This window comes from Corallococcus sp. RDP092CA (assembly GCF_041903675.1).
GTDB lineage: Bacteria > Myxococcota > Myxococcia > Myxococcales > Myxococcaceae > Corallococcus.
The window spans coordinates 193062-217195 of record NZ_JAYESI010000008.1; the positions used below are offsets into that span (position 1 = coordinate 193062).

The window sequence follows — 24134 nt, forward strand, 5'->3', positions numbered from 1 at the left end:
GGACTTTGACGGCGGGGGCCGCGCTTGCCACCATCCCGCCCCTGTGCGTCCACCGTCCGTCCGTGCCCTGCTCGTCGTGCTGCTGTTGCCCCTGACCGCCCTCGCCGGCCCGGGGGCCGCGTCCAAGAAGGCCCAGGGCCGCGCGGAGGCGGACATCGTCCTCGCCCAGGTGGCCAACGGCGCCCCCGTGCCCCCCGCCACGTCCCGCCTGCGCTACCTGCGCCAGGAGGCCTACGCGGCCGAGGAGATCGGCCCGATGCTGCGCACCACCTACGACGAGCGCACCCGCCGCAACCTGGTGGCGCTCCTGGCGTCCCTGGGCGCGCGCACGGGGGAGGCCACGCTGGCGAAGCTGGCGTCGGACGAAGACAGCACCGTGCGCATGTACGCGGCGCAGGGGCTGGCCCGGCTGGGTAGCCGCAACACCGCCGCCGTGCTGCCGCTGCTCCAGGACAAGAGCAGCGGCGTGCGCCGCGAGGCCGCGCGGGCCCTGGGCGCGTCCAAGAACGCCAAGATGGGCAAGCCGCTGATGGCCGCCGCCAGGGATGAACAGGACCTGGAGGTCCGCGCGGCGCTGCTGGAGGCCGCGGGCGCCAGCGGTGACGCGAAGCAGAAGGCCGCGCTCAAGGCGTACCTGGACAGCGACTCGGAGGGCACGCGCTTCGCCGCGGCGCGGGGCCTGTGCCGGCTGGGCGCGCCCGAGGGCTTCGCCTTCGCGCAGAAGCTCTTGGGCAACAGCGACAAGTTCGTGCGCCGCCAGGGGCTGGTGCTCTTCGAGGGCGTGGCGGCGAAGAAGGCCAGCCCCGTGCTGACGCCGCTGCTCAAGGACGCGGACCGCACCGTGGCCGCCACCGCCGCGCGCGTGCTGTACCAGGGCGGCGACGCCGCGTCGCTGGACTGGCTGGTGCTCGCGTCGTGGAACGCCAAGGGCGAGGAGAAGCTCGTCTACGAGAAGGAGCTGGAGACGCTCCAGCTCGCGGATGACCGCCGCAAGGCCATCCTGCGCAAGGCCGGGGTGGCGCCGTGAGCGTGTGGGGTGTCTGCGCGCTCGCGCTCCTGGCCCAGGCCCCCGCGAAGCCGGCCCCGCCCCCCGAGGCCGCGCCCCCGGCGCGCGCGGTGCCCGCGTCGCTCACCGCTCCTGTCCCTCCGGCCGCCACCGCGCCGCCGCCCGTGCGGGAGAACGGCTGGAGCGGGCTCACGCCCGAGCAGCGCGCGGCCCTCATCGCGGACAGGGCCGACGCCCCGCTCGCCGAGCGCCTCCTGGGCATGAGCGAGAGGTTCCTCAACACGCCCTATGTCCTGTCGCCGCTGGGGGAGGGGCAGGGCGTGGACCCCGACCCCACCTTCCGCCTGGACGCGGTGGACTGCCTCACCTTCGTGGAGGAGACGCTGGCCCTGGGCCTCGCGCGCGGCGAGTCCGAGGTGCCGGCGCTCCTGGAGCGGATCCGCTACGCGAGCACGCCCACCTACGAGGATCGCAACCACCTGATGGAAGCGCAGTGGCTGCCCAACAACATCAAGAAGGGCCTGCTGGTGGACGTGACGCGCCGGTACGCGAAGGCGGACACCGTCACCGTCACCAAGACGCTCACCGCGCACACCTGGCGGTCGAGGTCGTCCATGGCGCTGCAACTGCCCCGCGAGCGCCAGCCGGTGGGCACCTACACCCTGGACATGATTCCGTTGGACAAGGTGCTGGAGCACGCGCGCGGCGTGGCGTCCGGCACCATCCTGGTGGTGATGCGCGAGGACCTGCCCCTGAAGGCCACGCGCATCACCCACCTGGGCTTCGTGGTGCAGAAGAAGAAGCGCACGTACCTGCGCCACGCGTCCAAGGGCGGCTACAACCGCGTGGTGGACGAGGACCTGGAGACGTTCCTCGCCCGCAACGCGCGCTATGACAAGTGGAAGGTGACGGGCGTGAGCCTCTTCGAGGCCCGGCGCCCGCCCGCCGCGCTCGCGTCCCAGCCCGCGACGGCGGGGAGCAGCGCGACCGTGGGCGCGCCCTGACGGCGGAGCGCTAGAGGACCGGGGGCGCGCGGTCCACCGGCGCCTGGCGGGTGCGCTCGTCCTCGAGCTCCTCCTCCTCGGCCGCGCGGCCGGCCTCGTCCGCGTAGACGCGCTCCTGGAGCTTCTCCTCCTCCAGGATGCTGGCGGCGCGGCGCTGCTCGGTGTCCGGCACCAGCAGCTCCCACCAGGGCAGCAGGTTGCCCGTGGTCAGCTCGTCCACCACGCCCGAGCGGCCAGGGCGCACGATGAACGGGATGCGGTGCTCGTCCAGCACGTCCGCGAAGATCTGGGCCGTGACGGGGTCGTCCGCGATGCCCGCCCGCACGAAGCGGCGCTGATCCAGCTCATGGGGCAGGGGCAGCCCGCGCTCGCGCATCTCCTCCGCGGACACGAGCGGTGGGTGGTTGGGGCAATCCGTGCAGTCCACGACACTGTCCTGATACTCCGAGCCACACCGTGCGCAGTACCTCATGGGGCCCTCCTGGGCGATGGCTGGAATGTTAGGAACGGCTCGCGCGGATGGCAGGCGGCGCCCGCGCGAAAACATCCTCAGTGCCGCGCCGCGTCTCCCAGCTCGCCCACCATGCGGCTCAGGCGCTCCACGTCGATGGGCTTGCGCAACACGGCATCGCAGTAGTCCGCGCCCTCCACCTGCGCGTAGCCGGAGACCAGGACGACGCGGGCGTTGGGCTCTCGCTCCTTCACCTGCTGCGCCAGCTCCGTGCCGTTCATCCCCGGCAGGGATTCATCCGTGACCACGACGTCGGGGTGCGTGGCCTCGAACGCCTTCAGGCCCGCCACGCCGTCCGACGCGGTGGTGACCTCGAAGTCGTCCTCCAGGAGCTCCGCCAGCAGCTCGCGGCTGTCCCCGTCGTCCTCCACCAGCAGGACCTTGATTCGCTCGGCATCCATGCGACTAGGGCAACCCACCGCCCCGCGGGATTCGTCCCATGTGTCCCGGGCGGGATGAGGTCCGGTCGGCCGCTTCCGGGGAGGGCAGGCGGGAGGGCTTGCGACAGCCCCTCACGGGCGGGCGGGGGACTGCCCATGTTTGTCCCCGGAGGTGAATCCATGAAGGTGCAGCTGCGGGGAGTGCATCTGGGGCTGTCGGACAACCTGAAGCAGTATGTGGACACGCACCTGGTGGCCCACATCGAGCGCTTCGCCGAGGACGAGGCGTCGGAGATCGAGATCGCGCTCGTGGACATCAACGGGCCCAAGGGCGGCGTGGACAAGGAGTGCCGCGTGACGGTGCGCATGCCTGGATTGGAGGCGGTGCACGTGACGGAGACGTCGGAGACGTTGTTCCAGGCCATCGACGCAACGCGTGACCGCCTGGAGAAGGCCATCAAGCGCGCGCTGGAGCGGCGCCGCGAGGCCAGGACCCACGGTCTGCCGTACGACCTGAACGCGGACGCGTCGACCTACTAGCGGCCGGCTGCATCGCGGTGTGACAGACCGAAGGGCCCGGGAATTCCGGATGCCAGCCAGGCATCCGGCCCCCGGGCTCCTTCGAGCCAGTTCCTTGCTGGGGTCGAACGGTGGACGCTATAAGCGGACCCCTCACCCCTGGGCTAAAGGACGGCGATGGTCCGCCTCAAGTTCCTGCTGTTCGCACTCCTGGTCCTCGGACTGGGCCTGGCTCACCTCCCGACGCTGTCGGCGCCTCAGGGTGCGCGCGCGGTGGAAGGTGCGTCGCTCCAGGCCGCGTCGGGCACCGGCGAGGTCGCGCGTCGCGTGGATGCACGCCGCGTGGAAGTGCAATCCCTGGCGCTGAAGCTCGCCGCCAGCCCCCAGCTGGCCGCCGCCGTGAGCGCGCTGCATCCGGCGCCGGTGGCGAAGTCCCCGCGCGACCGCTACGGCTCGAAGGACGCGGAGGAGCCGGCCGGGCTGCTTCCGCTCACTGCTGAACGTTTCGGCGCGCTGCGCACGGCCGCGCAGGCCAGCCTGCCGCCGGAGCTCCAGGGCGCGGTGGTGGCGGTGGTGGCCGGCGACGCGAGCTTCCATGCGCGCGCGGACGCCGAGCCCTCCTCGGACGCGGCCGCGCTGGACGTCGCGGCGCTCGCCAAGGCGGGCACGTCCGTGGTGGACGCCTTCGGGGCGCCGCACGTGTTCGCGTCCGTGCCGCTCGCGTGGAGCGGCGAAGGGACGCCCGTGCCGGCGCTGACGCTGGTGGTGGGCGCGCCCCTGGCCGTGGACGCCGCGGTGCAGGGCGCGGTGGACGCGACCGGCGCGGCCGCGGTGGGGCTCGTGCAGGGGGACAAGGTGGTGGGCGGCGCGGGCGCGGAGAAGGCCCGGCTGGAGGGCTCGCTGCCCCGGCTCGCCGCGGGCGCCAGGGACACGGTGCTGGAGTCGGGTTCGCTCCAGGCGCTGGGCCCGGTGCAGCTGCCCGCCTTCACCCACGGCGACGCGATGGGCGGCCAGGCGCCGCTGTTCGTGGGCTCGCGCCAGGCGCTGGCGGGCACGCCGTATGAAGTCGTGGTCATCGCGGGCACGGCGGCGACGCTGGCCCCGCTGGCCGCGTACCAGGGCACCGCGCTGCTCGCGCTGGGCGGCCTGTTCGTGCTGAGCCTGGTGTGGATGGCGCTGATGGGCGGGAGCAAGAAGGCCTCCGACGAGGAGGCCGTGACGGGCGGTTCGGACACGCTCGGCTGGTCCGCGGCGATGGCCGCGCAGCCGTCGTCCGTGTCCGCCGCGCAGCCCGCGCCCCAGCCGGCGACCACCACGTCGCCGCCGGCGCCGGCCGCCGTGGCCCCCGTGGCCGCGGATCCGTTCGCGTCGGCGGCTCCCCCGGAGCCCCTGTCCAACCCGTTCGCGTCGGCGGCTCACTCGGAGCCGGTGTCGAACCCGTTCGCGTCGGCCGCTCCGCCGGCCGCGGATCCGTTCGCTGGCGCGGATGCGTTCCCGTTCCCGGGCGCTCCGGCGCCGGCCGCGGATCCGTTCGCGATGCCGCCGCCCCAGGCCGCGCCGCTGGCGGATCCGTTCGCGATGCCGCCGCCCCAGGCCGCCGCGCCCTCGCCGTTCGGGGCTCCGCCGGCCGCGGATCCGTTCGCGGGCGTGGAGTCGTTCCCGTTCCCGTCTCCGCCCGCGGCCTTCCCGCCGCCGGCCGCGGAGCCGTTCGCGCCGCCTCCGGCGTACGCGCAGGGCGGCGCGGTGCCCTTCGAGCACCCGGCCCCCCCGTCCGAGCCCCTCGCTCCGGCGGCGCCGCGCCACGGCGCGTTCGCCTTCGAGGATCAGCCCACGGCGGCGTACTCGCTCCAGCAGGCGGCCAATCCGTTCGCGCTGGCGGCGGCGCAGTCCTCCGAGCCGGAGTCCCCGGAGACGACGCGCGTGGCGGCGATTCCGCGCGAGCTGCTCCAGGCCAGCACCCGGCCCACCTCGGAGGCCATCCCCATGCCGGCGCCGCGCCCCAACGGGCCGCAGGCCGTGCCGCTGCCCATGCCGGGCGTCAACACCGCGGCCGCGGCGGCGCTGTCGGAGGAGCAGCACTTCCAGGACGTCTTCCGCGAGTTCGTCACCACGCGCGAGCGCTGCGGTGAGCAGGCGGACGGCCTGACCTACGACAAGTTCGTGCAGAAGCTGCGCAAGAACAAGGAGCAGCTCGTCACGAAGTACGCGTGCAAGACGGTGCGCTTCCAGGTCTACGTGAAGGAGGGCAAGGCCGCCCTCAAGGCGACGCCCGTCAAGGACTGACGGCCGCGCCCCCCGTGCGGTGCCCGGAGGCCCGGGACCTCCTCTGGGGGAGGTGCCGGGCCTTCTTGCGTGGGCCTGGAGTCCGTCAGCTCGCGCGGGGAAGGACGACGCTGAAGCGGGCGCCGTGGCCGGGCTCGCCGCCCACCTCCAGGCGGCCGCCGTGCTCCTGGAGGATGCGCGCGGCGATGGCGAGCCCCAGGCCGGTGCCTCCGTCCTTGGTGGTGAAGTAGGGCTCGAAGACGCGGGCGCGGTGCTCCAGGGGGATGCCGGGGCCCTGGTCCTCCACCTCGACGATGGCGTCCGTGTCGGTGCCCTTCACGCGCACGCGCAGCGCGCCGCCCTTGCCGGCCATCGCCTCCTCGGCGTTCTTCACCAGGTTGACGAGCACCTGGGTGAGCTGGTCGCGATCCGCGCGGGCCACCACGCCCGCATGGAGCGTGGGCTCCAACTGGATGCCTTCCGGGGGCGCGGCGTACAGCGACAGGACGCCCTGGGCCAGCTCTCCCAGGTCCACCGGCGCGAGCTGGGGCTTGGGCAGGCGCGCGAAGCGGCTGAACTCGTCCACGATGCGCCGCAGCCGCTCCACCTCCTCCAGCACCACGCCCGCGCTCTCCTTGAAGAGGGTGGGGAAGCTGGGGTGGCCCGCCTCGTGCGCGGCCATCAGCGTCTCCAGCGACATGCGGATGGGGGTGAGGGGGTTCTTGATCTCGTGGGCCAGGCGCCGGGCGACCTCCTGCCACGCGGCGATGCGCTCGGTGGCCATGAGCCGTTCGGTGGTGTTCTTCAGCTCGGACGTCATGTGGTTGAACGTCCGGACCAGCTCTCCCACCTCGCCGGTGGCGCGGGACGTCACCTGGACGTCCAGCGCGCCCTCCGCGACGCGGCGGGCGCCAGAGGTGAGGGCCTCCACGGGCCGCGTCATCCAGCGCGACACCAGGAGGCCCAGCAGCGCCGCGAAGCCCAGGCCCAGGCCCGCGAGCAGGAGGAACGCGCGCATGACGCCCTCCTCGGCTTCGCGCGCGGCGGCGCGGCTGAAGGTGAGGCGCACGGAGGCCGCGTTGCCCAGGGGCAAGACCTGCTCCACGGTGGGCGGGGCCGCGCTGCCCGCGTGCGCGACCTGGGCGTCGCCGGACAGGAGCGCCACGTCGGATTGCGTGAGGCGGGCGAGGTGCTGGGCCAGGCCGTCGTCCAGCACCACGCCGCCCACGGCCCACAGGCGCACGTCGCCGTAGTCCACGGGCCGCGCGGTGACGAGGGCGGGGACCTGACGGAGGCCCGCGTCGCCTCGCACGTCCACGCGCACGGTCACCAGCCTGGGGGACTTCTCCTTCGTCACGGCGAAGAGGGCGGGGTCCGGGTCCCCGCGGCGCGCGGGCAGGTGGCCCGAGGACAGCACGGTGCCGTCGCGGTCGAAGAGGGTGAGCACGGTGAGGCCGCGGCTCTTCATCAGGCCCTCGGCGGTGTTGGCCTGGATGACGCGCAAGGGGGCCGTGCGCGCGTCGCGCACGAGGTCCTCCATGGCGGGGCTCTCCACCAGCTCCTCGACGGCGCGGCGCGCGTTGGCGGCGGAGCGCTCCAGCGATTCCTGCGCGGAGGCGGTGGCGGCCGTCATGCGCGCGTCGAGCTCACGCGACAGCGTGTCGCGCAGGCGCGTCAGCGTGAGGGGAACGACGATCGCCAGCGGCACCAGCGCGAGCAGGGCGAAGGCGAGCGCGAGCCGGGTCCTCAGGCGCATGCGGGCCGGTCCTTCCTGGGGGCCTGCGTGGCGAGGGGCGTCGGGTCCGGGGTGTGCGGCGCGGCATGGGGAGGGCCCATGGCGGGCCGCCGCATGACGAAGGCGATGCAGGGCGCGTCGTGGCTCTCCGGGCGCCGGGCTCCCCGCATCCGGTGCGCGGTGCGCCGCGTCCTGCCGGCGGCGCTCATGGCCGGCCTCCACCGCCCGAGGCTTCGACGGGCGCGAGCCACGCGCCTTCGAGCACCGGCAGGCCCTGCGCGTCCAGCGCCAGCCCTGTCACCTCCGGCGCCGCGCGCACGGCGAGCCCCTGGGCGTACAGCGGGATGAGGGGCACGGATGGGGCGAGCGCCAGCGCCCGTTCGCGGCTTCGCGCATCCCGGGCTCCCGCGTCCGTCAGCGCCCCGATGGGCGGCAGCTCCACGCCGAGCAGGTCCCTGCGCCCGCCCGCCTCCAGCACCACCGCCAGCGCGGGCCCTGGAATGGGCGGCAGCAGGTACGCGCTGAGCATCAGCTCGAAGTCCCCCTTCGCCTGACGGCTTCGCAGCGCGGCGCGCGACTGGGGCTCCAGCGCGACGGTGTAGCCCTGGTCGTGCAGCTTCACCTGGATGCGCTCGGCCACGGCGCGTTGATCCGCCAGCGCGGCGTCGTAGGCGAGCGTCACCTTGCGACCCGCGCCCGCCGGAGGAGCCCCAGGCCGGGGCCTGGACCCCTGCGGCATCAGCGCGGGCGGCAGCAGGTTCGCCATGGGCACCGCCGGCCCCTTCACGAACAGCCGCGTCAGGTCCTCCCGGTCGATGGCGCTCTCCACCGCCTGGCGGAAGTCCGCGGGCACCTTCCGCGGCGAGTACGCCAGATAGGTCGCGTACAGCGCGGCGCCCGTGAAGGTGTCGGTGTCGGGCGGCATGCCCAGCCCCACCTGCACCTGCCGCGCGGACCACAGCCGCGCGAGGCCCCGCTCATCCGTGGCGGTGAGCGCCAGCCGGTCCAGGTACGGCCGGCCCTCCGGCCACGTGGACTGGGCCTCCAGCACGCCCCGTCCCGCGGCGCTGAACGGGCCCGACGCGGGCGATGGTGGCGTCGCGAGGGCCGGGTGGCACAGCGAGCGCTCCAGGTCGGGCCACGGGAAGGCCAGCGCCAGGTCCAGGTTGGCGCCCGTGGACGTCACCTGACGGCCATCCCCCCGCAGCGGATACAGGAGCGCGCGGTACGGCGACGGCGACTCCGTGGATGACAGCCGCGTCCAGGTGCGGGCCACGGCGGTGGCGCTGGCCGCGGAGGGCATCGCGATGCGCAGGGCCTGCGGCACGGGGCGCGACAGCTCGCGCGCCTGCGTCGGGTGGACCTGACCGCCGGCGTCCACGCGGCACACGGGCCGGGTCAGCAGGCCCAGCAGCGCGGCCTCCATGGGCGTGTCCGCGAGCGGGGGCTCGCCGATTTCAGGTGGACCCGCGTGCGCGACCCGCAGCTCGCCACCGTAGCGCGGACGGCTGGCCGCCAGTGCCGGCGCGGAGGACAGCAGGACGAGGCCCGCGAGGGCGGAGCGGAGCAGCACGCGTCTTCCCTGTCGCGGGCGCGGCGGGCCGCCCGCGCGGCGCGGACCGACCGTGGGGCCATGGTTCTTCATCACGGTGCACCCTGGCGCAGGAGGAACAGCTCGCTCGTGCCGTCCGGCTTCCATGAGCCCACGATGACCTCGCGGCGCTTGTCCCCGTCCAGGTCCGCCGTCACCACGTACAGCGCCCGTCCCGGAGGAAGCGCTCCCTGCCACAGGGGCTCGTGCGCCATCGGGGCGTCGGTCGACAACGACAGCACCCGCAGCGCGTCCGGCGACGGCTGGAGCTGCGGCGACGTGGTGAGCAGCTCCGGCACGCCGTCCCCATCCAGGTCTCCCAGCGCGCTGCCCGCGCCCAGGCCGGACAGCTTCAGGGGCGCGGAGGCGGGCCTCGCGTAGAGCGACGCCGTGCTGTCCGCGTGGACGAACAGCATGCGCGCGCCCGCGAAGCCCGCCGCGCCGAAGGGCGCGGGCACCGTGAGGCTCCGCCCGTCCGCGAGCCGCACCTCGGGCGCGAACACCGTCTGCCCCGGCACGAACGCCCCGCGCTCCGCCGGCCCCATCGGCGCGGCGTCCAGCGTCCCCGCCGGGCGCAGCGTCCCCTTCGCCTTGTCCAGCACCAGCACCTCGCCCCGCGCGTACCGCGTGCTCCAGGCCGCGAGCCTCGGTGGCCCCGTCAGCACCGCCAGCGCGCCGAAGGGCTCGCGCGTCGTCGCCGCGGCCGCCGTGCCCTCCAGCTCCCGCCGCGCGAGCACCCGCCCGTCCGCGCCGAACACCACCACCTCGTGCTCGGTGAGCGCGGCCACCTCATCGCGGCCGTCGCCATCCAGGTCGCCCGCCGCCAGCGCGCCCAGCGGCGCCTCCAGCCGCGCGAACACCGCGCCCAGCAGGCGCACCGGCCGCCGCTGCTGGGGCCCGGGGCCCGCCGCTCCGGACGGCGTCCCCACCGCGGCGAGCGCCAGCACCGCGGCGTCCGCCTCCACGCCCTCGGCCACGGCGGCGGCGGGCTTCGGCGGACGCGTGGGCGTGCGGCCCGACCAGAAGTTCACCCACGTGCCCAGCACGTCGCCCCGCGCCGTCAGCTCGCCGCCCTCCACGTCCAGCGTGAGCCGCGCCAGCGAGCGGGCCCCCTGTTCACGGGCGGCGGCCTCGGCGCGCTCGGGCGGGACGTCCAGCACCACCGGCCCCAGGCTCATCGCCGACAGCCGCGCGGCCAGCAGCGTCCCGAACGCCCGGCGCAGCTCGGGGGAGCTCCCGGACAGGCACAGGGCCACGGGCGCTTCGGCGGGCGCGCCGCGGATGGCGTCCGCGACGGCCACCGCCAGGCGGGCGGACGCGGGAGGCGCGCCTTCGTCCGACTCCGCGAAGGCGGGCAGGGCGAAGGCGAGCGCGAGGACCAGCGAAAGGAGCGAGCGACTCACAGCCCCCTTTTGCCACCTTCCTCCAGGAAGTAGTTGTCCGGCGTCACCTGGCCGGGCGGCGGCGCCTCGGCGGTGGGCTGGGTGCCCTCCAGGTAGGGCTCCATCCGGCCCGGGACCGCGTTGCCCGCCAGCAGCCCCGTGGCCGGGTCGATGCGCACCTGGGTGACACCCGGGGGCACCTCGAAGTCGCGCGCGGGCAGGCCCTCCTCCGCCACCCGCATGAAGTTGAGCCAGATGGGCAGCGCGGCCCGGCCGCCCGTCTCGCTGGCGCCCAGCGGCGTGTTGTCATCGAAGCCCACCCACGCGCTGGCCACCCAGTCCATCGTGTAGCCGTTGAACCACGTGTCCTTGGACTCGTTGGTGGTGCCCGTCTTGCCCGCGGCGGGCCGGTTCAGCTCCCGCACCGCGCGCGCCGAGCCGTCCTCCACCACGCTGCGCATCAGCGACGTGGTGAGGTACGCCACCGCCGGAGGCAGCGTCTCCTCGAAGGCCGGCTGGTGCTCCTCCAGGACCTTGCCCTTCGCGTCGCGCACGCGCAGCAGCGTCAGCGGCTCCGCGTAGCGGCCGTTGGCCTGGAGCGTGGCGTACGCGTTCACGGCCTCCAGCATCGTCACCTCGCCGGTGCCCAGGGCGAGCGTGAGGTTCTCCGGCAGCGCGGAGCGGATGCCCGCGCGGCGCGCGAAGTCGATGGCGGTCGCGGGCGTGACGGCCTCGATGAGCCGCACGGACACGGTGTTCTTCGACTTGCTCAGCGCCGTGCGCAGCGTCATGGGGCCCTCGAAGCGCCCGTCGAAGTTCTTGGGCCGCCACGTCTTGCCCGTGTACGGGTCGCGGATGGACTCCGGCGCGTCGTTCACCATGGAGAGCGGGGTGAAGCGGCCGCTGGCCAGCGCCGCGCCATAGATGAAGGGCTTGAAGGAGGAGCCCGGCTGCCGCTTCGCCTGCGTGGCGCGGTTGAACGACGAGCGCTCCGCGTCGTAGCCGCCCACCATGGCCACCACGTTGCGGTTGGCCGGGTTGATGACCACGAGCCCGCCCTGCACCACGGGCACCTGGTCCAGCGTGGCCTCCACGAAGGCCGGCGCCGGGGGCGCCTTGAGCACGCGCACGAACACCAGCTCCCCGGGCGTGAAGACGTCCGAGATGTCCCTGGGGGCCTTCTTGCCCTTCTGCCGCGCCCAGGTGACGGAGTCGAAGGACACCTCCGCGGTGCGGCCCACCAGGTCCACGCGCGCCACGTTGCGCTTCGGGTCCACCTCCTGGACGTAGCCGGTGAGGCGCAGCCCCTCCTCCATCGGCTTGAGGATGACCTGGCCCACGCGCTCGCGCTCCGGCGACCGGGCCTCCTCTTCCTCCGCGTCCGCGTCCGCGGCGAGGGCGGCGGGCTGCTGCTCCTCGGCGCCTTCCGCTTCCGGCGCGGTGGGGGCCCTGGCCGGAGCCGCGGCGGGCTGCGCGAGCGGCGCCAGGTCCGCGACATAGCCCTGGTCCTTCTGCCGGCGGCCGGCCTCGTCGATGCGCTGGACGATGAGCTCGCGGTAGCGCTTCCACTGGGCCTCGTCCAGCTTGCCCAGCGCGCCCCGGTAGCCCTGGCGCCGGTCCAGCGCCTCCAGGCCGTCGCGCACGGCCTGCTCGGCGGTGGCCTGGAGCTTGGGCACGAGCGCGATGTCCACGCGCAGGCCGCCCTCCATCACCATCTTCTCGCCGTAGCGCTCGATCAGCGTGCGGCGGATCTCCTCCGCGTAGTAGGCGCCCGCGCTGACCGCCTTGCGCGGCGCGAGCACGATGGGCTTCACCTTCTCCGCCTCCACCACCTCGCGCGCCACGAACCCCTGGGCGGCCATCTGCTCCAGCACGTAGCGCTGGCGCGCCTTGGCGCGGGTGATGTTCGTCACCGGGTTGATGCGGTGGGGCTGCTGCACGGTGCCCGCGAGCACGGCGGCCTCGCCCACGGACAGGTCCTTCGCGTGCTTGCCGAAGTAGAAGAGGGCGGCCTCCTCCAGGCCGTAGCGGCGCTGCCCGAAGTACACGCCGTTGATGTAGAGGCTGAGGATCTGATCCTTGGTGAGCGCCTGCTCCAGGCGCGGGGTGAGGATCCACTCGCGGATCTTGCGGGTGAGGCTGCGCTCCGGCGTCAGCAGCATGTTCTTCACCACCTGCTGCGTGAGCGTGGACGCGCCGGACTTGCGGCTGCCGGGGATGAGGTTCTTCACGCCCGCGCGCAGGATGCCGAAGGGGTCCAGGCCCTCGTGCTTGTAGAAGTCCGCGTCCTCGGCGGCGAGGAAGGCGTTGCGCACGTGCGGGGGCAGGTCCTCGATGCGCACGAGCGTGCGGCGCTCCAGCGCGTACTCCGCGCAGATGGAGCCGTCCGCGCAGGTCACCTTCGTCACCTGCGGCGGCTGGTAGTTGCGCAGCGACTCCACGGAGGGCAGGTCGCGGCTGAAGTAGACGTAGGTGCCCACGCACACGCCGATGACGAGCACCAGCCCCACCACGCCCAGCACCAGCAGCCGCTTCGTCCAGCGCCACAGCGCGGCGCCGAACCCGCCCTTCCTGGGCGGCGGGGCTCCGGGCGGGGCCGGGGGGAGGGGCTCGGAGGAGGGAGTCATCGGTCGGGCCGGAGTCATGACGCTCGTGAAGGCGGGGTGAAGGGCTGGAGGTTAGACCGGGGGGCGGGCGGGGTGAACCCGCCCGGGCGGTCCCCCCGGGAACGGCGGTGCTTCCTGGCCGCCCGCTCTACGGCGCGACGGGCTCGGTCGGCTCCGGCCGGGCAGGCCCCGTGGGGTCGGCCCGGGCCACGCGGCCCACCCGCTCCGCGTTGACGCGGGCCTGCACGTAGCGGGGCGACAGCCGGGTGGCGGCGGCGTAGGCGGCGCGGGCCTCCTCCAGCCGGCCCAGGCGCTCGCAGGCGACGCCCAGGTTGTTCTGCACGTAGGCCACGTGCGGCAGGAGCGAGGCGGCCTGGGTGAGGACCTCCACGGCGCGCGCGTCGTCATTGGCGCGCAGGTAGGCGAAGCCCAGGTTGTTGAGCGCGTGGCCGTGCTCGGGGGCCAGGTGCACCGCCTGCTGGAAGCGCAGGATGGCGGAGGGCAGCTCGTTGGCGCCCAGGTGCGCGCGGCCGAGCACCTGGTACACCTCCGCGTCCTCGGGGTCGCGCAGGAGCGCCTCCTCGCCCACGTGGACGGCGTCCGCGAAGCGGCCCTCCGACCCCAGGAGCCGGGCCTGCTGCACCTGCGCCCCCGCCTCATGCGGCTCCGCCTGCCCCAGCCGGGCGTACGCGTCGATGGCGAGCTTCGTGTCCCCGGCCAGCCGGGCCGTGCGCGCGAGCTGCGCCAGGGCGTCCGTGGCGCCCGGGTCGTCGTGCAGCGCGCGGCGGAGCTCCGTCATGGCGCCGGAGAGGTCCCCCAGCTCGCGCAGCCCCTGGGCGCGGGCCACGTGGTCCACCCGGCGGGCGTGCGTGTGCGGCAGCGCCAGCGCGTCACCGGGGCCGGGGGCGTCGGTTGGGGCCGGGGCCTCCGCGGGGGCCTCTTCCACGAGGCGCGGGGCGGCCAGCGGCGCGGGGCTCGCGGCCTCGCGGGGCGGGGTGGGCGCGGCGGCCACAGGGGGGGCATGGGCCTCCACGGCGTGGACGAGCCAGGGCTTGAGCAGGCGGGGCAGGGGGACGTCCTCCCACGCGGCGAGCCCCAGCGCGGCCAGCGCCGCGGGGATGAGGGCCTTGCGAAGCGCGGGCGGCACGGTGAAGCGCCGGAAGGAGGCGGTGCGACGGGACCGGGTGCGCGTCTTCGGGTTCATGGCACTCCCCTCGGGGCTGCTCTTGGGACAGCGGCGGGCGCCGGGAGCGGCGGCCCGGGGCCGGTGCTTTCCGGCCCGAGCCCTCCTATTGCGACCGGTGTGCCAACGCCTGTGCCCTCGGGAGGCGGGGCGGGTGTGTCCCTGGGGCCGCAGGCGCGAGGGGAAAAGCGTGGCGGGGGCGTGGGCCGCGTGCGACGGTCCGCGCCGCATGCGAATCGCGACCTGGAACGTGAACTCGGTGAGGGCCCGGCAGCAGCGGTTGATCAACTGGCTGAAGAGCAGCCAGCCGGACGTGCTGTGCCTACAGGAGCTCAAGTGCACCGACGCGGACTTCCCCTTCGACGCGGTGAGGGAGGCGGGCTACTTCGCCGCGGTGCACGGGCAGAAGACGTACAACGGCGTGGCCATCCTGGCGAAGACGGAGCCCACGGACGTGGTGCGGGGCCTGTCGGACGGGGTGGATGACACGCACGCGCGCTTCATCTCCGCGACGGTGAACGGCCTCCGCGTGGTGAGCGCGTACGCGCCCAACGGGCAGCAGGTGGACTCGCCCGCGTATGTCTACAAGCTGGAGTGGTACCGGCGGCTGCGGAGCTACCTGGACACGCGCCACAAGCCGGACGACCTGGTGGTGATGGGCGGGGACTGGAACATCGCGCCCGACCCCATCGACGTGTACGACGTGGCGCAGTGGGAGGGGCAGACGCTCTTCACGTTGCGCGAGCGGGACGCGCTCCAGCAGGTGTGCGCCTTCGGGCTGACGGACGCGTTCCGCAAGCTGCACCCGGACGTGCAGAAGTTCTCCTGGTGGGACTACCGGATGCTGATGTTCCCCAAGAACAAGGGCGTGCGGATCGACCACCTGTTCCTCACGGCGCCGCTGGTGGAGCGGCTGACGGCGTGTGACGTGGACCGCGAGGAGCGCAAGGGACAGCAGCCGTCGGACCACGCGCCGGTGTGGCTGGAGTTGAAGGACTGAGGCGCGTCGGAGGCAGGCCCGATTTCCGGCTCGACCGCCTTCCCTCCGGGCCGTGCGATGCTGTCCACCGCCATGCCGCCCCCACCGGATCCGCTGCCGTTCCCGGACAGCCTCTGCCACCGCTGCGCCGCGCCGCCCCGCTACGTCCAGACGCGGACGTCCACCTTCATCATGTGTCCGCTCCTGCCCCAGAAGTACACGCCCCAGCCCGTGCGCGCGTGCGCCCTCTTCCGGCCCCGCGAGCCCGACCCGGCGTAGCCGCCACCCGCTCCAAGGGTGGGCAGGCGGCGGGGCACGAGGGCCGGTCCTCTGAAGCCATCCGTACCTTTGTCATCAGCGAAGGAGACGGGATGGCCGCCCGCCGCACGCCGGGCGGGGAGGCAGGCCACGAGGCGCCCGTCCGCGCCGTCCTGCTCCCGAGGGCGCGCGCCACCCCGCGAGGACGGCCCGCGCTCGTGGCATAGAGTGCGGACCTCTTCGAGGAGCGGGAGCACACGCGCCTCCAGGAGACGCGAGAGGACGTCATGGACTGCGACTGGCTCATCATCGGCTCGGGGTTTGGTGGCAGCGTCAGCGCGTTGCGGCTCGTCGAGAAGGGCTATCGCGTGGTGATGCTGGAGAAGGGCCGGCGCCTCCAGGGCCAGGACTTCCCCAGGTCCAACTGGAACCTGAAGCGCTGGCTGTGGATGCCGGGGCTCGGGTGGCGCGGCCTCTTCAAGATGACCTTCTTCCGCCACGTCACCGTGCTGTCCGGCGTCGGCGTGGGCGGCGGCTCGCTCGTCTACGCCAACACGCTGCCCATCCCGAAGGACGACTTCTTCGACGCCGCCTCCTGGGGCCACCTGGCGCCGTGGAGGGAGCAGCTCGCGCCGCACTACGCCACCGCGCGCCGCATGCTCGGCGCCACCGTCAACCCGCTCCACACGTACCCGGACCAGGTGCTCAAGGAGGTGGGGCAGGAGCTGGGGCGCCCCGACTTCCAGGCCGCCACCGTGGCCGTCTACTTCGGCGAGCCCGGCGTCACCGTGAAGGACCCCTACTTCAACGGCGAGGGCCCGGACCGCACCGGCTGCAACGCGTGCGGCGGCTGCATGCTGGGCTGCCGCCACGACGCCAAGAACACGCTCGACAAGAACTACCTCTACTTCGCGGAGAAGCGCGGCCTCACGCTCCACGCGGACACGGAGGTGACGTGGGTGCGCCCCCTGCCGGAGGGCGGCTACGAGGTGACGGCGAAGGAGGGCACCGGCTTCTTCAAGAAGACGCGCCGCTTCACCGCGAAGCACGTCATCTTCGCGGGCGGCGTGCTCGGCACCCTGGAGCTGCTGCTCAAGCTCAAGGACGCGAAGGACGGCCTGCCGAACCTCTCCGAGCGCGTGGGCGACGGCGTGCGCACCAACTCCGAGGCGCTCATCGGCATCGTCAGCGGCAAGCAGCACAAGGACCGCGACCTGTCCCGGGGCATCGCCATCGGGTCCATCCTCCACACCGACGCGCACTCGCACCTGGAGCCCGTGCGCTACCCCGCCGGCTCCGGCTTCTTCCGCCTGCTCATGGCCCCCCACGTCCCCGGCGCCACCGCGTGGTCTCGCGTGGCCCGGCTGGTGGGGCTGCTCGCGCGCCGCCCCCTGCGCTTCCTCCAGGCCTGGTTCGTCCCGGACTTCGCGCGCCGCACGATGATCCTCCTCTACATGCGCACCATGGAGGGCCACCTGCGCATGCGCCGCGGCCGAGCGCTCACCACCGGCTTCCGCGCCGGCCTCACCACCGGCTTGCAGGAGGGCCCCGCGCCCACCGCGAACATGCCGGAGTCCTTCGACCTGGCGAAGCGCGTGTCCGACAAGCTGGAGGGCTACCCCATGACCATGGTCAGCGAGACGCTCATGGGCATCCCCACCACCGCGCACATCCTGGGCGGCGCGTGCATGGGGGACTCCCCCGCGACGGGCGCCATCGACGCGAGGCACCGGCTGTATGGCTACGAGGGGCTGTATGTGGTGGATGGCTCGGCCATCTCCGCCAACCCGGGCGTCAATCCCTCGCTCACCATCGCCGCGCTCGCCGAGCGCGCCATGACCTTCATCCCCGCCGCCCGTGAGGAGCCCCGGGGCGACACCGACGCCACGCGCGAGGCCCCCTCGCGCACCCACGCCGCGGTCTCCTGAGACACGGACAGCCCGCGCGCGCCGTGTGCGCGGATGCCCCCTGTTCCCCCTTGGGACCCGGGGGCGGGGCCCACTGGCCAGACGTGAGCGCGCGCCTCGTACCCCGGTCCCGAAATCAGGGGGCTCGGTGGACGCGGGGATGGCCTGCTTGTCATTGTCGGCTGCGAATGCACGGGACGACGCTCCTCGGGGGCTGTCTGCCATTGCCAGGACGCGCACCCGCGATGTTCACGCATGGGCACTCCAGGTGCCCTCGGGCAGCATGGTGGGTTTTGCGGTTTCCATGTAGTTCTAATTTTGCTGCTTAAGTCGGTCCGCCACCATTCTGGCCGGGTGAAGAGATGACTTCGTCCATGTCAGCCTTTTCCATTCATGCTCCGGTGACTGCGTTGCCCGGCCTGGAAGGGCGGGCGGCGGCGTTGCTGGCGCTTCAGCTGCGGGAAGCGCGCAAGCGGGTGGATGGCCTGTTCACCTGGCTGATGCTGGGGCAGTGGGTGGCCGCGGTGCTGGTGGCGGTGTTCGTGTCTCCCTCCGGGTGGGAGGGCAAGGTGCGCGCGCTGCACCTGCACGTGCAGACGGCGGTGCTGCTGGGGGCGGCGCTGAGCGTGTTCCCGATGATGCTCACGCGGCTGCACCCGGGGGAGGCGACGACGCGGCAGGTGGTGGCGGTGAGCCAGATGCTCTGGTCCGCGCTGTTCATCCACCTGACGGGCGGCCGCATCGAGACGCACTTCCACATCTTCGGCTCGCTGGCGGTGCTGTCCTTCTACCGGGATCCGAAGGTGCTGCTCACCGCGAGCCTGGTCATGGTGGTGGACCACTGCGTTCGGGGCGCGCTGTGGCCGGAGTCCGTCTACGGCCAGCTGCACCCGGAGTGGTGGCGCTTCCTGGAGCACGCCTGCTGGGTGGCCGCCGTCAACGGGGTGCTCGTCGTCGCCTGCCGGGACGCGCTGCGCGACCTGGGGGAGCGCGCCGGGCGCCAGGCGTTGGCGGAGTCCGCCCTCGAAGAGGAGCTGGCGCAGCGGGTGGGGCAGCTGGACGCCGCGGTCCGGGAGGTGCACGCGGTGCGCGACCAGGCGGAGCGGCTGGAGCGGCTGGCGTCGCTGGGGCAGCTCACCGCCAGCGTCAGCCACGAGCTGCGCACCCCCCTGGCGGCCGCGCGCACCGCGAACGCGTTCGTCCTGCGCCGGCTGCGCAAGGCGGGGGCGCCGCCCTCCGACCCTCGCATCCCGCGCTTCCTGGACATCATCGACCGGGAGCTACAGGCGTGCTCGGTCCTCATCTCCGAGCTCCTGGACTACGCGAAGGGGCGGCCGCCGCGCCGCGCTCCGTGCCCGCTCCGGCCGCTGGTGGAGGAGGCCATCAGCGTGGTGCCCCGCCGGGACGGCGTGCGCGTGGACAACCTGGTGGCGGACGGGCTGCCGGTGCCGCTCCTGGACCGCGAGCAGTTCCGCCAGGTGCTCGTCAACCTCATCCAGAACGCGGTGGAGGCCATCCCGCCGGAGCGCTCCGGGACGGTCCGCGTGCACGCCGACGCGCGGGTGGATGGCGCCTGGTGCCTGCGCGTGACGGACGACGGGCCGGGCATCCCCGCGCCGCTCCTGGAGCGCATCTTCGAGCCCATGTTCACCACCAAGGCGCGCGGCACCGGGCTGGGGCTCGCCATCGTGAAGCGCCTGGTGCAGGGGCATGGCGCGCGCATCCAGGCGGAGAGCGACATCGGCCAGGGCTCGCGCTTCACCGTCTTGTTTCCGGACGGGTGCGCCCAGGCCACGAGGGTCGCGGTGCATTCCTGAAGAGGGCTTGGGCAGGTTGGCGATTCGCGCGTGGAGCGTGGGTTCACGCGACACATGGAGGCAGGCATGCAAGCACAGGCGAAGCCGTACCCGGAGGCGGGCGCGGTGGAGGCGGACTGGGCGGTGCGTCGCATGGCGGCGACGGAGCTGGACACCGCCCGGGGCATGTTCTTCCTGGGGGTGCTGGAGACCGTGCGCACCGGCGTGGGGGAGGACGCGGTGTCCAACTGCCGGGCCGCCACGGACGAGCGCCGCTTCGTGGGCTTCTTCAACTACCCGGTGGCCAGCTTCCTCAAGCTGGCGCAGGAGGCGTCGCGGGTGCTGTCCCCCCGGTGGGGCGGGTTCGACGAGGCGCTCCGGCAGATGGGGATGCAGGCCACGCGCAGCTTCCTGGAGTCCGCGGTGGGGCGCACCTTCCTGCTCCTGTCCGCGGGGGACCCGCGCAAGCTGGTGTCGAACCTGCCGTCCGGCTACCAGATGGCGGTGAGCTACGGGGAGCGCACCGTGGACTGGAAGGGAGAGGGGGAAGCGGTGCTCGTCATGCGGCGCGACTTCATGCCGGCGGCGTATCACGAGGGGGTGCTGCGCGAGGTGCTCACCATGGTGGGGGCGCGGAACCCGCGGGTCCTGGGGCGCAAGCTGGGCCTGCTGGACACCGAGTACCGCATCACCTGGGAGGCGCCGGTCGCGCTGCCCACGGAGTCACCCACGGCGTCCCGCTGGAGGATGTTCCAGTAGGGCGCGGGGGACCGGGAGTTGGGGCCCGGGCCCGTCGGAGCGCGGCGCCGGTCCGCGGGGCCCGCCAGCCTGGCTGGGAAGCCGGGGGCGGGCACGCGCGGGCCTCCGGAGGGCGAGGGAACTTGCGCCCCCGGTGCCGGGGAGCACGATGGCGGGGCTCTCCACCGCACCCGGAGGTCTTTGGCTCGTGAGTCGCGATGACAGTCAGGAACGCACGGAGCGTTGGCGCAAGCTCCTGTCGGACACCCGCGTCGGGTCGGGACCGCGCTCCGCGCAGGCGGAGGCGTCCAGGGTGGAGGCCGCGCACCGGCAGCTCGACGAGCGCAACGACTACTCCCGCGACTACGACCGCATCGTCTTCTCCAGCGAGTTCCGCTGCCTGCACGACAAGACGCAGGTCTTCCCGCTGTCGACGAGCGACTACACGCGCACGCGCCTCACGCACAGCATCGAGGCGTCCTGCGTGGGCCGCTCGCTGGGGCACCAGGCCGGGCTGGGGTTGAAGGCGCAGGGCGTGGAGCTGGACCCATCACACCTGGGCACCATCGTGGCGGCGGCGTGCCTGGCGCACGACATCGGCAACCCGCCGTTCGGACACTCGGGCGAGGCGGCCATCCAGCACTGGGTGGGCCAGCGGCTCTCTGCGCCGGGAGCGGGACGGAGCCCGTTCACGACGGAGGCCGAGTGGCGCGACCTGCGCGACTTCGAGGGCAACGCGCAGGGCTTCCGCATCCTCAACCGGCTCCAGTCGCGCGAGCGCCGGGGCGGGCTGCGCTACACGGCCGCGACGCTGGGCGCGATGAGCAAGTACCCGCGCCCGTCGGTGCTGCCCGGGGCCCGGCCGAAGGCGAAGGGCGTCGTGTCGGAGAAGAAGTTCGGTTACTTCCAGGACGACGTGGACCTGGCGCTGGAGGCCTACCGCGCCACGGGCCTGCGCGAGCGCGAGCCCGGCGTGTTCAGCCGCCACCCGCTGGCCTTCCTCGTCGAGGCCGCGGACGACATCTGCTACGCCGTCATCGACCTGGAGGACTCCGCGAAGCTGGGGCTCGTGCCCATGGAGCGCGCGTGCCAGCTGCTGGAGTCGGTGCTGCCGGAGCCGGTGGTCCGCAAGCCGCCCCGGCACCTGGAGACGCGCATGGCCCAGGCCCGTGCGAGGGCCATTGGCAAGCTCATCCCCAGGTGCGTGGAGGCCTTCGTGGCGCACGCGCACGACCTGGAGGCGGGCCGCGTGGAGACGCCGCTCACCGGGCTCCAGCCGGAGGTGCGCGCGCGGCTGGAGGAGATCACCGACTTCACCCGCGAGCACGGCTACTGGAGCGAGCGCGTGCTCCAGATCGAGAGCGCGGGCTTCAAGACGCTGGGCGGCCTGCTGGACATGTTCGCCTTGTCCGTGGTGGCGGAGTCCCCCAACGCGGAGGAGCGGAAGCTGCGGCAGCTCCTGCCCCTGGAGTGCTTCCAGCGCCCGGAGTTCGCGGTGGCGGACGAAGAGGCGCCGCGTCCGCCCCGGCGCGACGAGGTCATCCAGCGGCTCACGCCGTACCAGCGCTTGTTGTGCGTGACGGACTACATCACCGGCCTGTCGGACAGCCGCGCGGTGGAGCTGTACCAGCGCCTGTCCGGCATCCAGCTCCCCACGTAGCGCTCCTCGTCCGGCCCCCCACCGGCCGGGCGCCTGGGGCGTGCGGCGCCCGCCGCCGGGCGCTACGCTCGCGTCCCATGTGTGGCCGAGTCACCGTCCGGACCTCTCCCGCGCAGCTCGTCGCCGAGCTGGGGCTCGCGGGGGCGCGCGCGACGCTGGAGCGCGAGCGCTTCAACCTCTGTCCCACGCAGCTCCTGCCCGTGGTGCCCAACGACGGCGCGCGGCTGCTGGACGTGTTCCGCTGGGGGCTCATCCCGTCCTGGGCGAAGGACGCGTCCATCGGCAACAAGCTGATCAACGCGCGGGGGGAGACGGTGGCGGAGAAGCCCAGCTTCCGCTCGGCGCTCAAGCGCAGGCGGTGCCTGGTGGTGGTGGACGGCTGGTACGAATGGAAGCAGTCCACGAAGCCCAAGACGCCGTACTTCTTCCACCACCGCGAGGGCAGGCCGCTGGCGCTGGCGGGGCTGTGGGAGGAGTGGACGGCGCCGGACACGGGCGAGGTGCTGCGCACGTGCACCCTCATCACCACGGGCCCCAACGCGCTGATGGCCCCCATCCACGACCGGATGCCCGTCATCCTGTCCCCGGAAGGGCAGGCCGTGTGGCTGCGTCCGGAGCCGCAGGAGGCGGCCGTCCTCCTGCCGCTGCTCGTCCCCGCGCCGGAGGCGCTGCTGGACGTCCACGAGGTGGCGCGCGGGGTGAACTCGCCCGCCAACGACGGGCCCGAGTGCGTGGCCCGCGTCGCGGCCTGACGCGGGGCCTTCAGCTCGCCGCGGGGCTCTCCTCGCCCGCCGGCGGGCAGTAGGGCGCAACCGCCTCCTTCAGCAGCTCCATGTGCAGGGGCTTTCGCAGGGTGCCGGCGACGCCGGCCATCTGCTCCGTGGGGAAGCTGGCGGTGAGCACGAAGACGGGCAGTCCGCACAGCGCCGCGTCGTCGTGCAGCCGTCGCAGGAAGCCATAGCCGTCCATCACCGGCATCATCAGGTCCAACAGCACGATGCAGGGCTTGCGGCACGAGGCCAGGGCCACGAGCCCCTCCTCACCGTTGGTCGCCGTCAGCACGGAGTAGCCTTCGAGCTCGAGGTACCGGGCCATCACTTCCAGCTCCGGCTCGTCATCGATGAGGAGGATCAGGGGCGGGGTCGTCGCGTCGGGCACGGCTCTCTCTTCCGTGGGGTCAATGGAAAGCTAGGACGCCCGCGCGCCGCACCGGCCAGGGCCCGCCGTTGATTCCGGGCCGGCGGCTCTGGCCATGGGCAGGAGGGCAGGGGCCCGGCGGGTCGCCCGCCTTGAGACAGGGGCGCGCCAGGCCCGGACACTTCCTGGGACCTCCGGGAAAAGCCCCCTAGGATTCGCGGCCATGGTGTCCTCCGACAGGGCCGCGCCGGGCCGGCTCCGGCGCATCGCCGTGGCCTCCGTCACGGGGCTCGCCGTGCTGGCCGCGGCCGGCATGCTGGGAGCGGAGGTGTGGTTCCAGCGGCGGTTCGAGGCCCCGCTGCGCCGCCATCAGGAGGCGCTCGCCGCGAGCGTGGACGCGTACTGCGCGGAGGAGGCCGCGCTGGAGGCCGACCCCTGGTTCCACGAAGGCCGGACGGAGGGGGACGCGGGCCTCCTGCTCAACGCCTGGCTGCCCTGGTCGCGCGACCTGAAGCGGCCGCCCCCGGAGGGCTCGCCGCTGGCGTTGCCGGAGGCGCTGCGCGAGGAGGCGCTGGACCTGCGACAGGGCCGGTGGCTCACCGCGAACATCGACGTGTCCCGCCTGGACTTCGACTGGATGGTCCGGCTGCTGGCGTACGACCGGTGGGACCTGTTCAACGGCAGCCCCCTGAGCGCCGCAGGCCGCGTCCACTGGACCGCCGGCGAGGTCCCGGACCTCTTCCTCCTCCAGCGCTGGGCGAAGTTCCGCATGCTCCACGGGCTCAAGACGGGCCACCCGCTGGAGGCCGCGCAGCAGGTGCGCCACCTGGCGTGGCTGAGCCTGCGCACGGACTCGCTCGCGGGCGGCTCGCTCGCGGTCAACCTGCTCGACGTCGAGCGGCTGGCGCACGACGCCATGGCCTCGCCGCCCGCGGACTGGGCGCCCATGCCCGCCGAGCAGACGGCCCGGATGAACGCCCTGCTCCTCGCGGGCCCGCAGCTCGGGGGGCTCGCCGCGCCCCCGGACGTGGCGCGGAAGGCCCGCCGCTGCGCGACCGGGCCGGACCGGTGCATCGCCCTGACGGAGGCCGCCTTCCACGCGCGGCTCCTGGAGGACTTCGCGGCCCCCTCCCTGGACGCGGCCATCGCCGCGCTGGACCAGGACCTGGCGGAGGCCGGCTGCCCCACGCTCGCCGCGCACGAGGTCCGCACTCGGGGCGTAACGTTGGAGGACCCCGCATCTGGCATGTCCCAGGGGGACTCCGCCGTGGCATGGATCCCCTGGGCCCCCGGACGCTGGCTTCGCTCACGCATCGCCCGGAGCGTCCTCGCCAGCACCCTGGGTGAGCTTCCCGCGCTGCATGAAGACACATCGAAACAACCTGCTCCCCTCCATGGCCAGGCAGGCACTCCAACCCCCTGAATCGCCGTCCCGGGAGCACCGGGAAAGGCCCTGCGCCCGCCCACCTCCACGGTTTTC

At 73.7% G+C, this 24134-nt stretch carries 20 protein-coding genes; 12 read left to right on the forward strand and 8 right to left on the reverse strand.

Going from position 1 to position 24134, the window contains the following annotated elements:
- Positions 1-43: 43 nt before the first annotated feature.
- Positions 44-1027, forward strand: a complete 984-nt coding sequence (locus U8525_RS12085) for a HEAT repeat domain-containing protein (RefSeq protein ID WP_374264952.1) — start codon at positions 44-46, stop codon at positions 1025-1027.
- On the forward strand, positions 1024-2010 hold the full coding sequence (locus U8525_RS12090) for an N-acetylmuramoyl-L-alanine amidase-like domain-containing protein (protein ID WP_374264954.1): 987 nt from the start codon (positions 1024-1026) through the stop codon (positions 2008-2010). The genes U8525_RS12085 and U8525_RS12090 overlap by 4 nt, the downstream gene beginning before the upstream one ends.
- Before the next feature lie 10 nt (positions 2011-2020).
- On the opposite strand, the gene U8525_RS12095 is transcribed toward U8525_RS12090, so the two are convergent.
- Together U8525_RS12095 and U8525_RS12100 are read right to left on the reverse strand one after the other, a co-directional pair.
- Complete coding sequence (locus U8525_RS12095) at positions 2021-2482, reverse strand: hypothetical protein (RefSeq protein ID WP_374264956.1); 462 nt, start codon at positions 2480-2482, stop codon at positions 2021-2023.
- A 77-nt stretch (positions 2483-2559) separates the two neighbouring features.
- Positions 2560-2922, reverse strand: a complete 363-nt coding sequence (locus U8525_RS12100; RefSeq protein WP_374264958.1) for a response regulator — start codon at positions 2920-2922, stop codon at positions 2560-2562.
- Between the two features lie 159 nt (positions 2923-3081).
- Between U8525_RS12100 and hpf the strand changes: the two genes are divergently transcribed.
- On the forward strand, positions 3082-3441 hold the full coding sequence (gene hpf, locus U8525_RS12105) for a ribosome hibernation-promoting factor, HPF/YfiA family (RefSeq protein ID WP_374264960.1): 360 nt from the start codon (positions 3082-3084) through the stop codon (positions 3439-3441).
- Between the two features lie 156 nt (positions 3442-3597).
- Positions 3598-5703, forward strand: a complete 2106-nt coding sequence (locus U8525_RS12110) for an MXAN_5187 family protein (RefSeq protein WP_374264962.1) — start codon at positions 3598-3600, stop codon at positions 5701-5703.
- Between the two features lie 85 nt (positions 5704-5788).
- Here the strand turns inward: U8525_RS12110 and U8525_RS12115 are convergent, their stop codons facing one another.
- The 5 genes from U8525_RS12115 to U8525_RS12135 form a co-directional block, all read right to left on the reverse strand.
- Positions 5789-7438, reverse strand: coding sequence for an ATP-binding protein (locus U8525_RS12115; protein WP_374264964.1), 1650 nt, complete (start codon positions 7436-7438; stop codon positions 5789-5791).
- A gap of 184 nt (positions 7439-7622) precedes the next feature.
- A complete protein-coding gene (locus tag U8525_RS12120) occupies positions 7623-8990 on the reverse strand; it encodes an ABC transporter substrate-binding protein (protein WP_374264966.1) in 1368 nt (455 codons plus the stop codon).
- 71 nt (positions 8991-9061) lie between these two features.
- Positions 9062-10411: an FG-GAP repeat domain-containing protein gene (locus U8525_RS12125; protein WP_374264968.1), complete on the reverse strand. Its 1350-nt coding sequence runs from the start codon at positions 10409-10411 to the stop codon at positions 9062-9064.
- On the reverse strand, positions 10408-13017 hold the full coding sequence (locus U8525_RS12130; protein WP_374264970.1) for a penicillin-binding protein 1A: 2610 nt from the start codon (positions 13015-13017) through the stop codon (positions 10408-10410). Before U8525_RS12130 ends, U8525_RS12125 begins: the two co-directional genes overlap by 4 nt.
- A gap of 127 nt (positions 13018-13144) precedes the next feature.
- Complete coding sequence (locus U8525_RS12135; protein WP_374264972.1) at positions 13145-14200, reverse strand: tetratricopeptide repeat protein; 1056 nt, start codon at positions 14198-14200, stop codon at positions 13145-13147.
- Positions 14201-14408: 208 nt separating this feature from the next.
- Here U8525_RS12135 and xth point away from each other — a divergent pair, with 208 nt between their 5' ends.
- The 7 genes from xth (at position 14409) to U8525_RS12170 (ending at position 22269) form a co-directional block, all read left to right on the forward strand.
- Positions 14409-15179: an exodeoxyribonuclease III gene (gene xth, locus U8525_RS12140; RefSeq protein WP_374264974.1), complete on the forward strand. Its 771-nt coding sequence runs from the start codon at positions 14409-14411 to the stop codon at positions 15177-15179.
- 57 nt (positions 15180-15236) lie between these two features.
- Positions 15237-15437, forward strand: coding sequence for a hypothetical protein (locus U8525_RS12145; protein WP_374264976.1), 201 nt, complete (start codon positions 15237-15239; stop codon positions 15435-15437).
- Positions 15438-15703: 266 nt separating this feature from the next.
- Positions 15704-17344 (forward strand): GMC oxidoreductase, encoded by a 1641-nt coding sequence (locus U8525_RS12150; RefSeq protein WP_374264978.1) that lies wholly within the window; start codon positions 15704-15706, stop codon positions 17342-17344.
- Between the two features lie 353 nt (positions 17345-17697).
- Complete coding sequence (locus U8525_RS12155) at positions 17698-19140, forward strand: sensor histidine kinase (RefSeq protein WP_374264980.1); 1443 nt, start codon at positions 17698-17700, stop codon at positions 19138-19140.
- Positions 19141-19206: 66 nt separating this feature from the next.
- A complete protein-coding gene (locus tag U8525_RS12160; RefSeq protein ID WP_374264982.1) occupies positions 19207-19878 on the forward strand; it encodes a DUF2378 family protein in 672 nt (223 codons plus the stop codon).
- A 187-nt stretch (positions 19879-20065) separates the two neighbouring features.
- Positions 20066-21517, forward strand: a complete 1452-nt coding sequence (gene dgt / locus U8525_RS12165; protein ID WP_374264984.1) for a dGTP triphosphohydrolase — start codon at positions 20066-20068, stop codon at positions 21515-21517.
- A 77-nt stretch (positions 21518-21594) separates the two neighbouring features.
- Positions 21595-22269: an SOS response-associated peptidase gene (locus U8525_RS12170; RefSeq protein WP_374264986.1), complete on the forward strand. Its 675-nt coding sequence runs from the start codon at positions 21595-21597 to the stop codon at positions 22267-22269.
- Between the two features lie 10 nt (positions 22270-22279).
- On the opposite strand, the gene U8525_RS12175 is transcribed toward U8525_RS12170, so the two are convergent.
- Positions 22280-22675, reverse strand: a complete 396-nt coding sequence (locus U8525_RS12175; protein ID WP_374264988.1) for a two-component system response regulator — start codon at positions 22673-22675, stop codon at positions 22280-22282.
- A gap of 202 nt (positions 22676-22877) precedes the next feature.
- Here U8525_RS12175 and U8525_RS12180 point away from each other — a divergent pair, with 202 nt between their 5' ends.
- A complete protein-coding gene (locus U8525_RS12180) occupies positions 22878-24077 on the forward strand; it encodes a hypothetical protein (RefSeq protein ID WP_374264990.1) in 1200 nt (399 codons plus the stop codon).
- Positions 24078-24134: the final 57 nt, after the last annotated feature.

Bases quoted from the DNA above. Each gene is read 5' to 3' on its own strand.
- U8525_RS12095 (WP_374264956.1), bottom strand. From the start codon at position 2,482: ATGAGGTACTGCGCACGGTGTGGCTCGGAGTATCAGGACAGTGTCGTG.
- U8525_RS12100 (WP_374264958.1), bottom strand. From the start codon at position 2,922: ATGGATGCCGAGCGAATCAAGGTCCTGCTGGTGGAGGACGACGGGGAC.
- hpf (WP_374264960.1), top strand. From the start codon at position 3,082: ATGAAGGTGCAGCTGCGGGGAGTGCATCTGGGGCTGTCGGACAACCTG.
- U8525_RS12110 (WP_374264962.1), top strand. From the start codon at position 3,598: ATGGTCCGCCTCAAGTTCCTGCTGTTCGCACTCCTGGTCCTCGGACTG.
- U8525_RS12115 (WP_374264964.1), bottom strand. From the start codon at position 7,438: ATGCGCCTGAGGACCCGGCTCGCGCTCGCCTTCGCCCTGCTCGCGCTG.
- U8525_RS12130 (WP_374264970.1), bottom strand. From the start codon at position 13,017: ATGACTCCCTCCTCCGAGCCCCTCCCCCCGGCCCCGCCCGGAGCCCCG.
- U8525_RS12135 (WP_374264972.1), bottom strand. From the start codon at position 14,200: ATGAACCCGAAGACGCGCACCCGGTCCCGTCGCACCGCCTCCTTCCGG.
- xth (WP_374264974.1), top strand. From the start codon at position 14,409: ATGCGAATCGCGACCTGGAACGTGAACTCGGTGAGGGCCCGGCAGCAG.
- U8525_RS12145 (WP_374264976.1), top strand. From the start codon at position 15,237: ATGCTGTCCACCGCCATGCCGCCCCCACCGGATCCGCTGCCGTTCCCG.
- U8525_RS12150 (WP_374264978.1), top strand. From the start codon at position 15,704: ATGGACTGCGACTGGCTCATCATCGGCTCGGGGTTTGGTGGCAGCGTC.
- U8525_RS12155 (WP_374264980.1), top strand. From the start codon at position 17,698: ATGTCAGCCTTTTCCATTCATGCTCCGGTGACTGCGTTGCCCGGCCTG.
- U8525_RS12160 (WP_374264982.1), top strand. From the start codon at position 19,207: ATGCAAGCACAGGCGAAGCCGTACCCGGAGGCGGGCGCGGTGGAGGCG.
- U8525_RS12170 (WP_374264986.1), top strand. From the start codon at position 21,595: ATGTGTGGCCGAGTCACCGTCCGGACCTCTCCCGCGCAGCTCGTCGCC.
- U8525_RS12180 (WP_374264990.1), top strand. From the start codon at position 22,878: ATGGTGTCCTCCGACAGGGCCGCGCCGGGCCGGCTCCGGCGCATCGCC.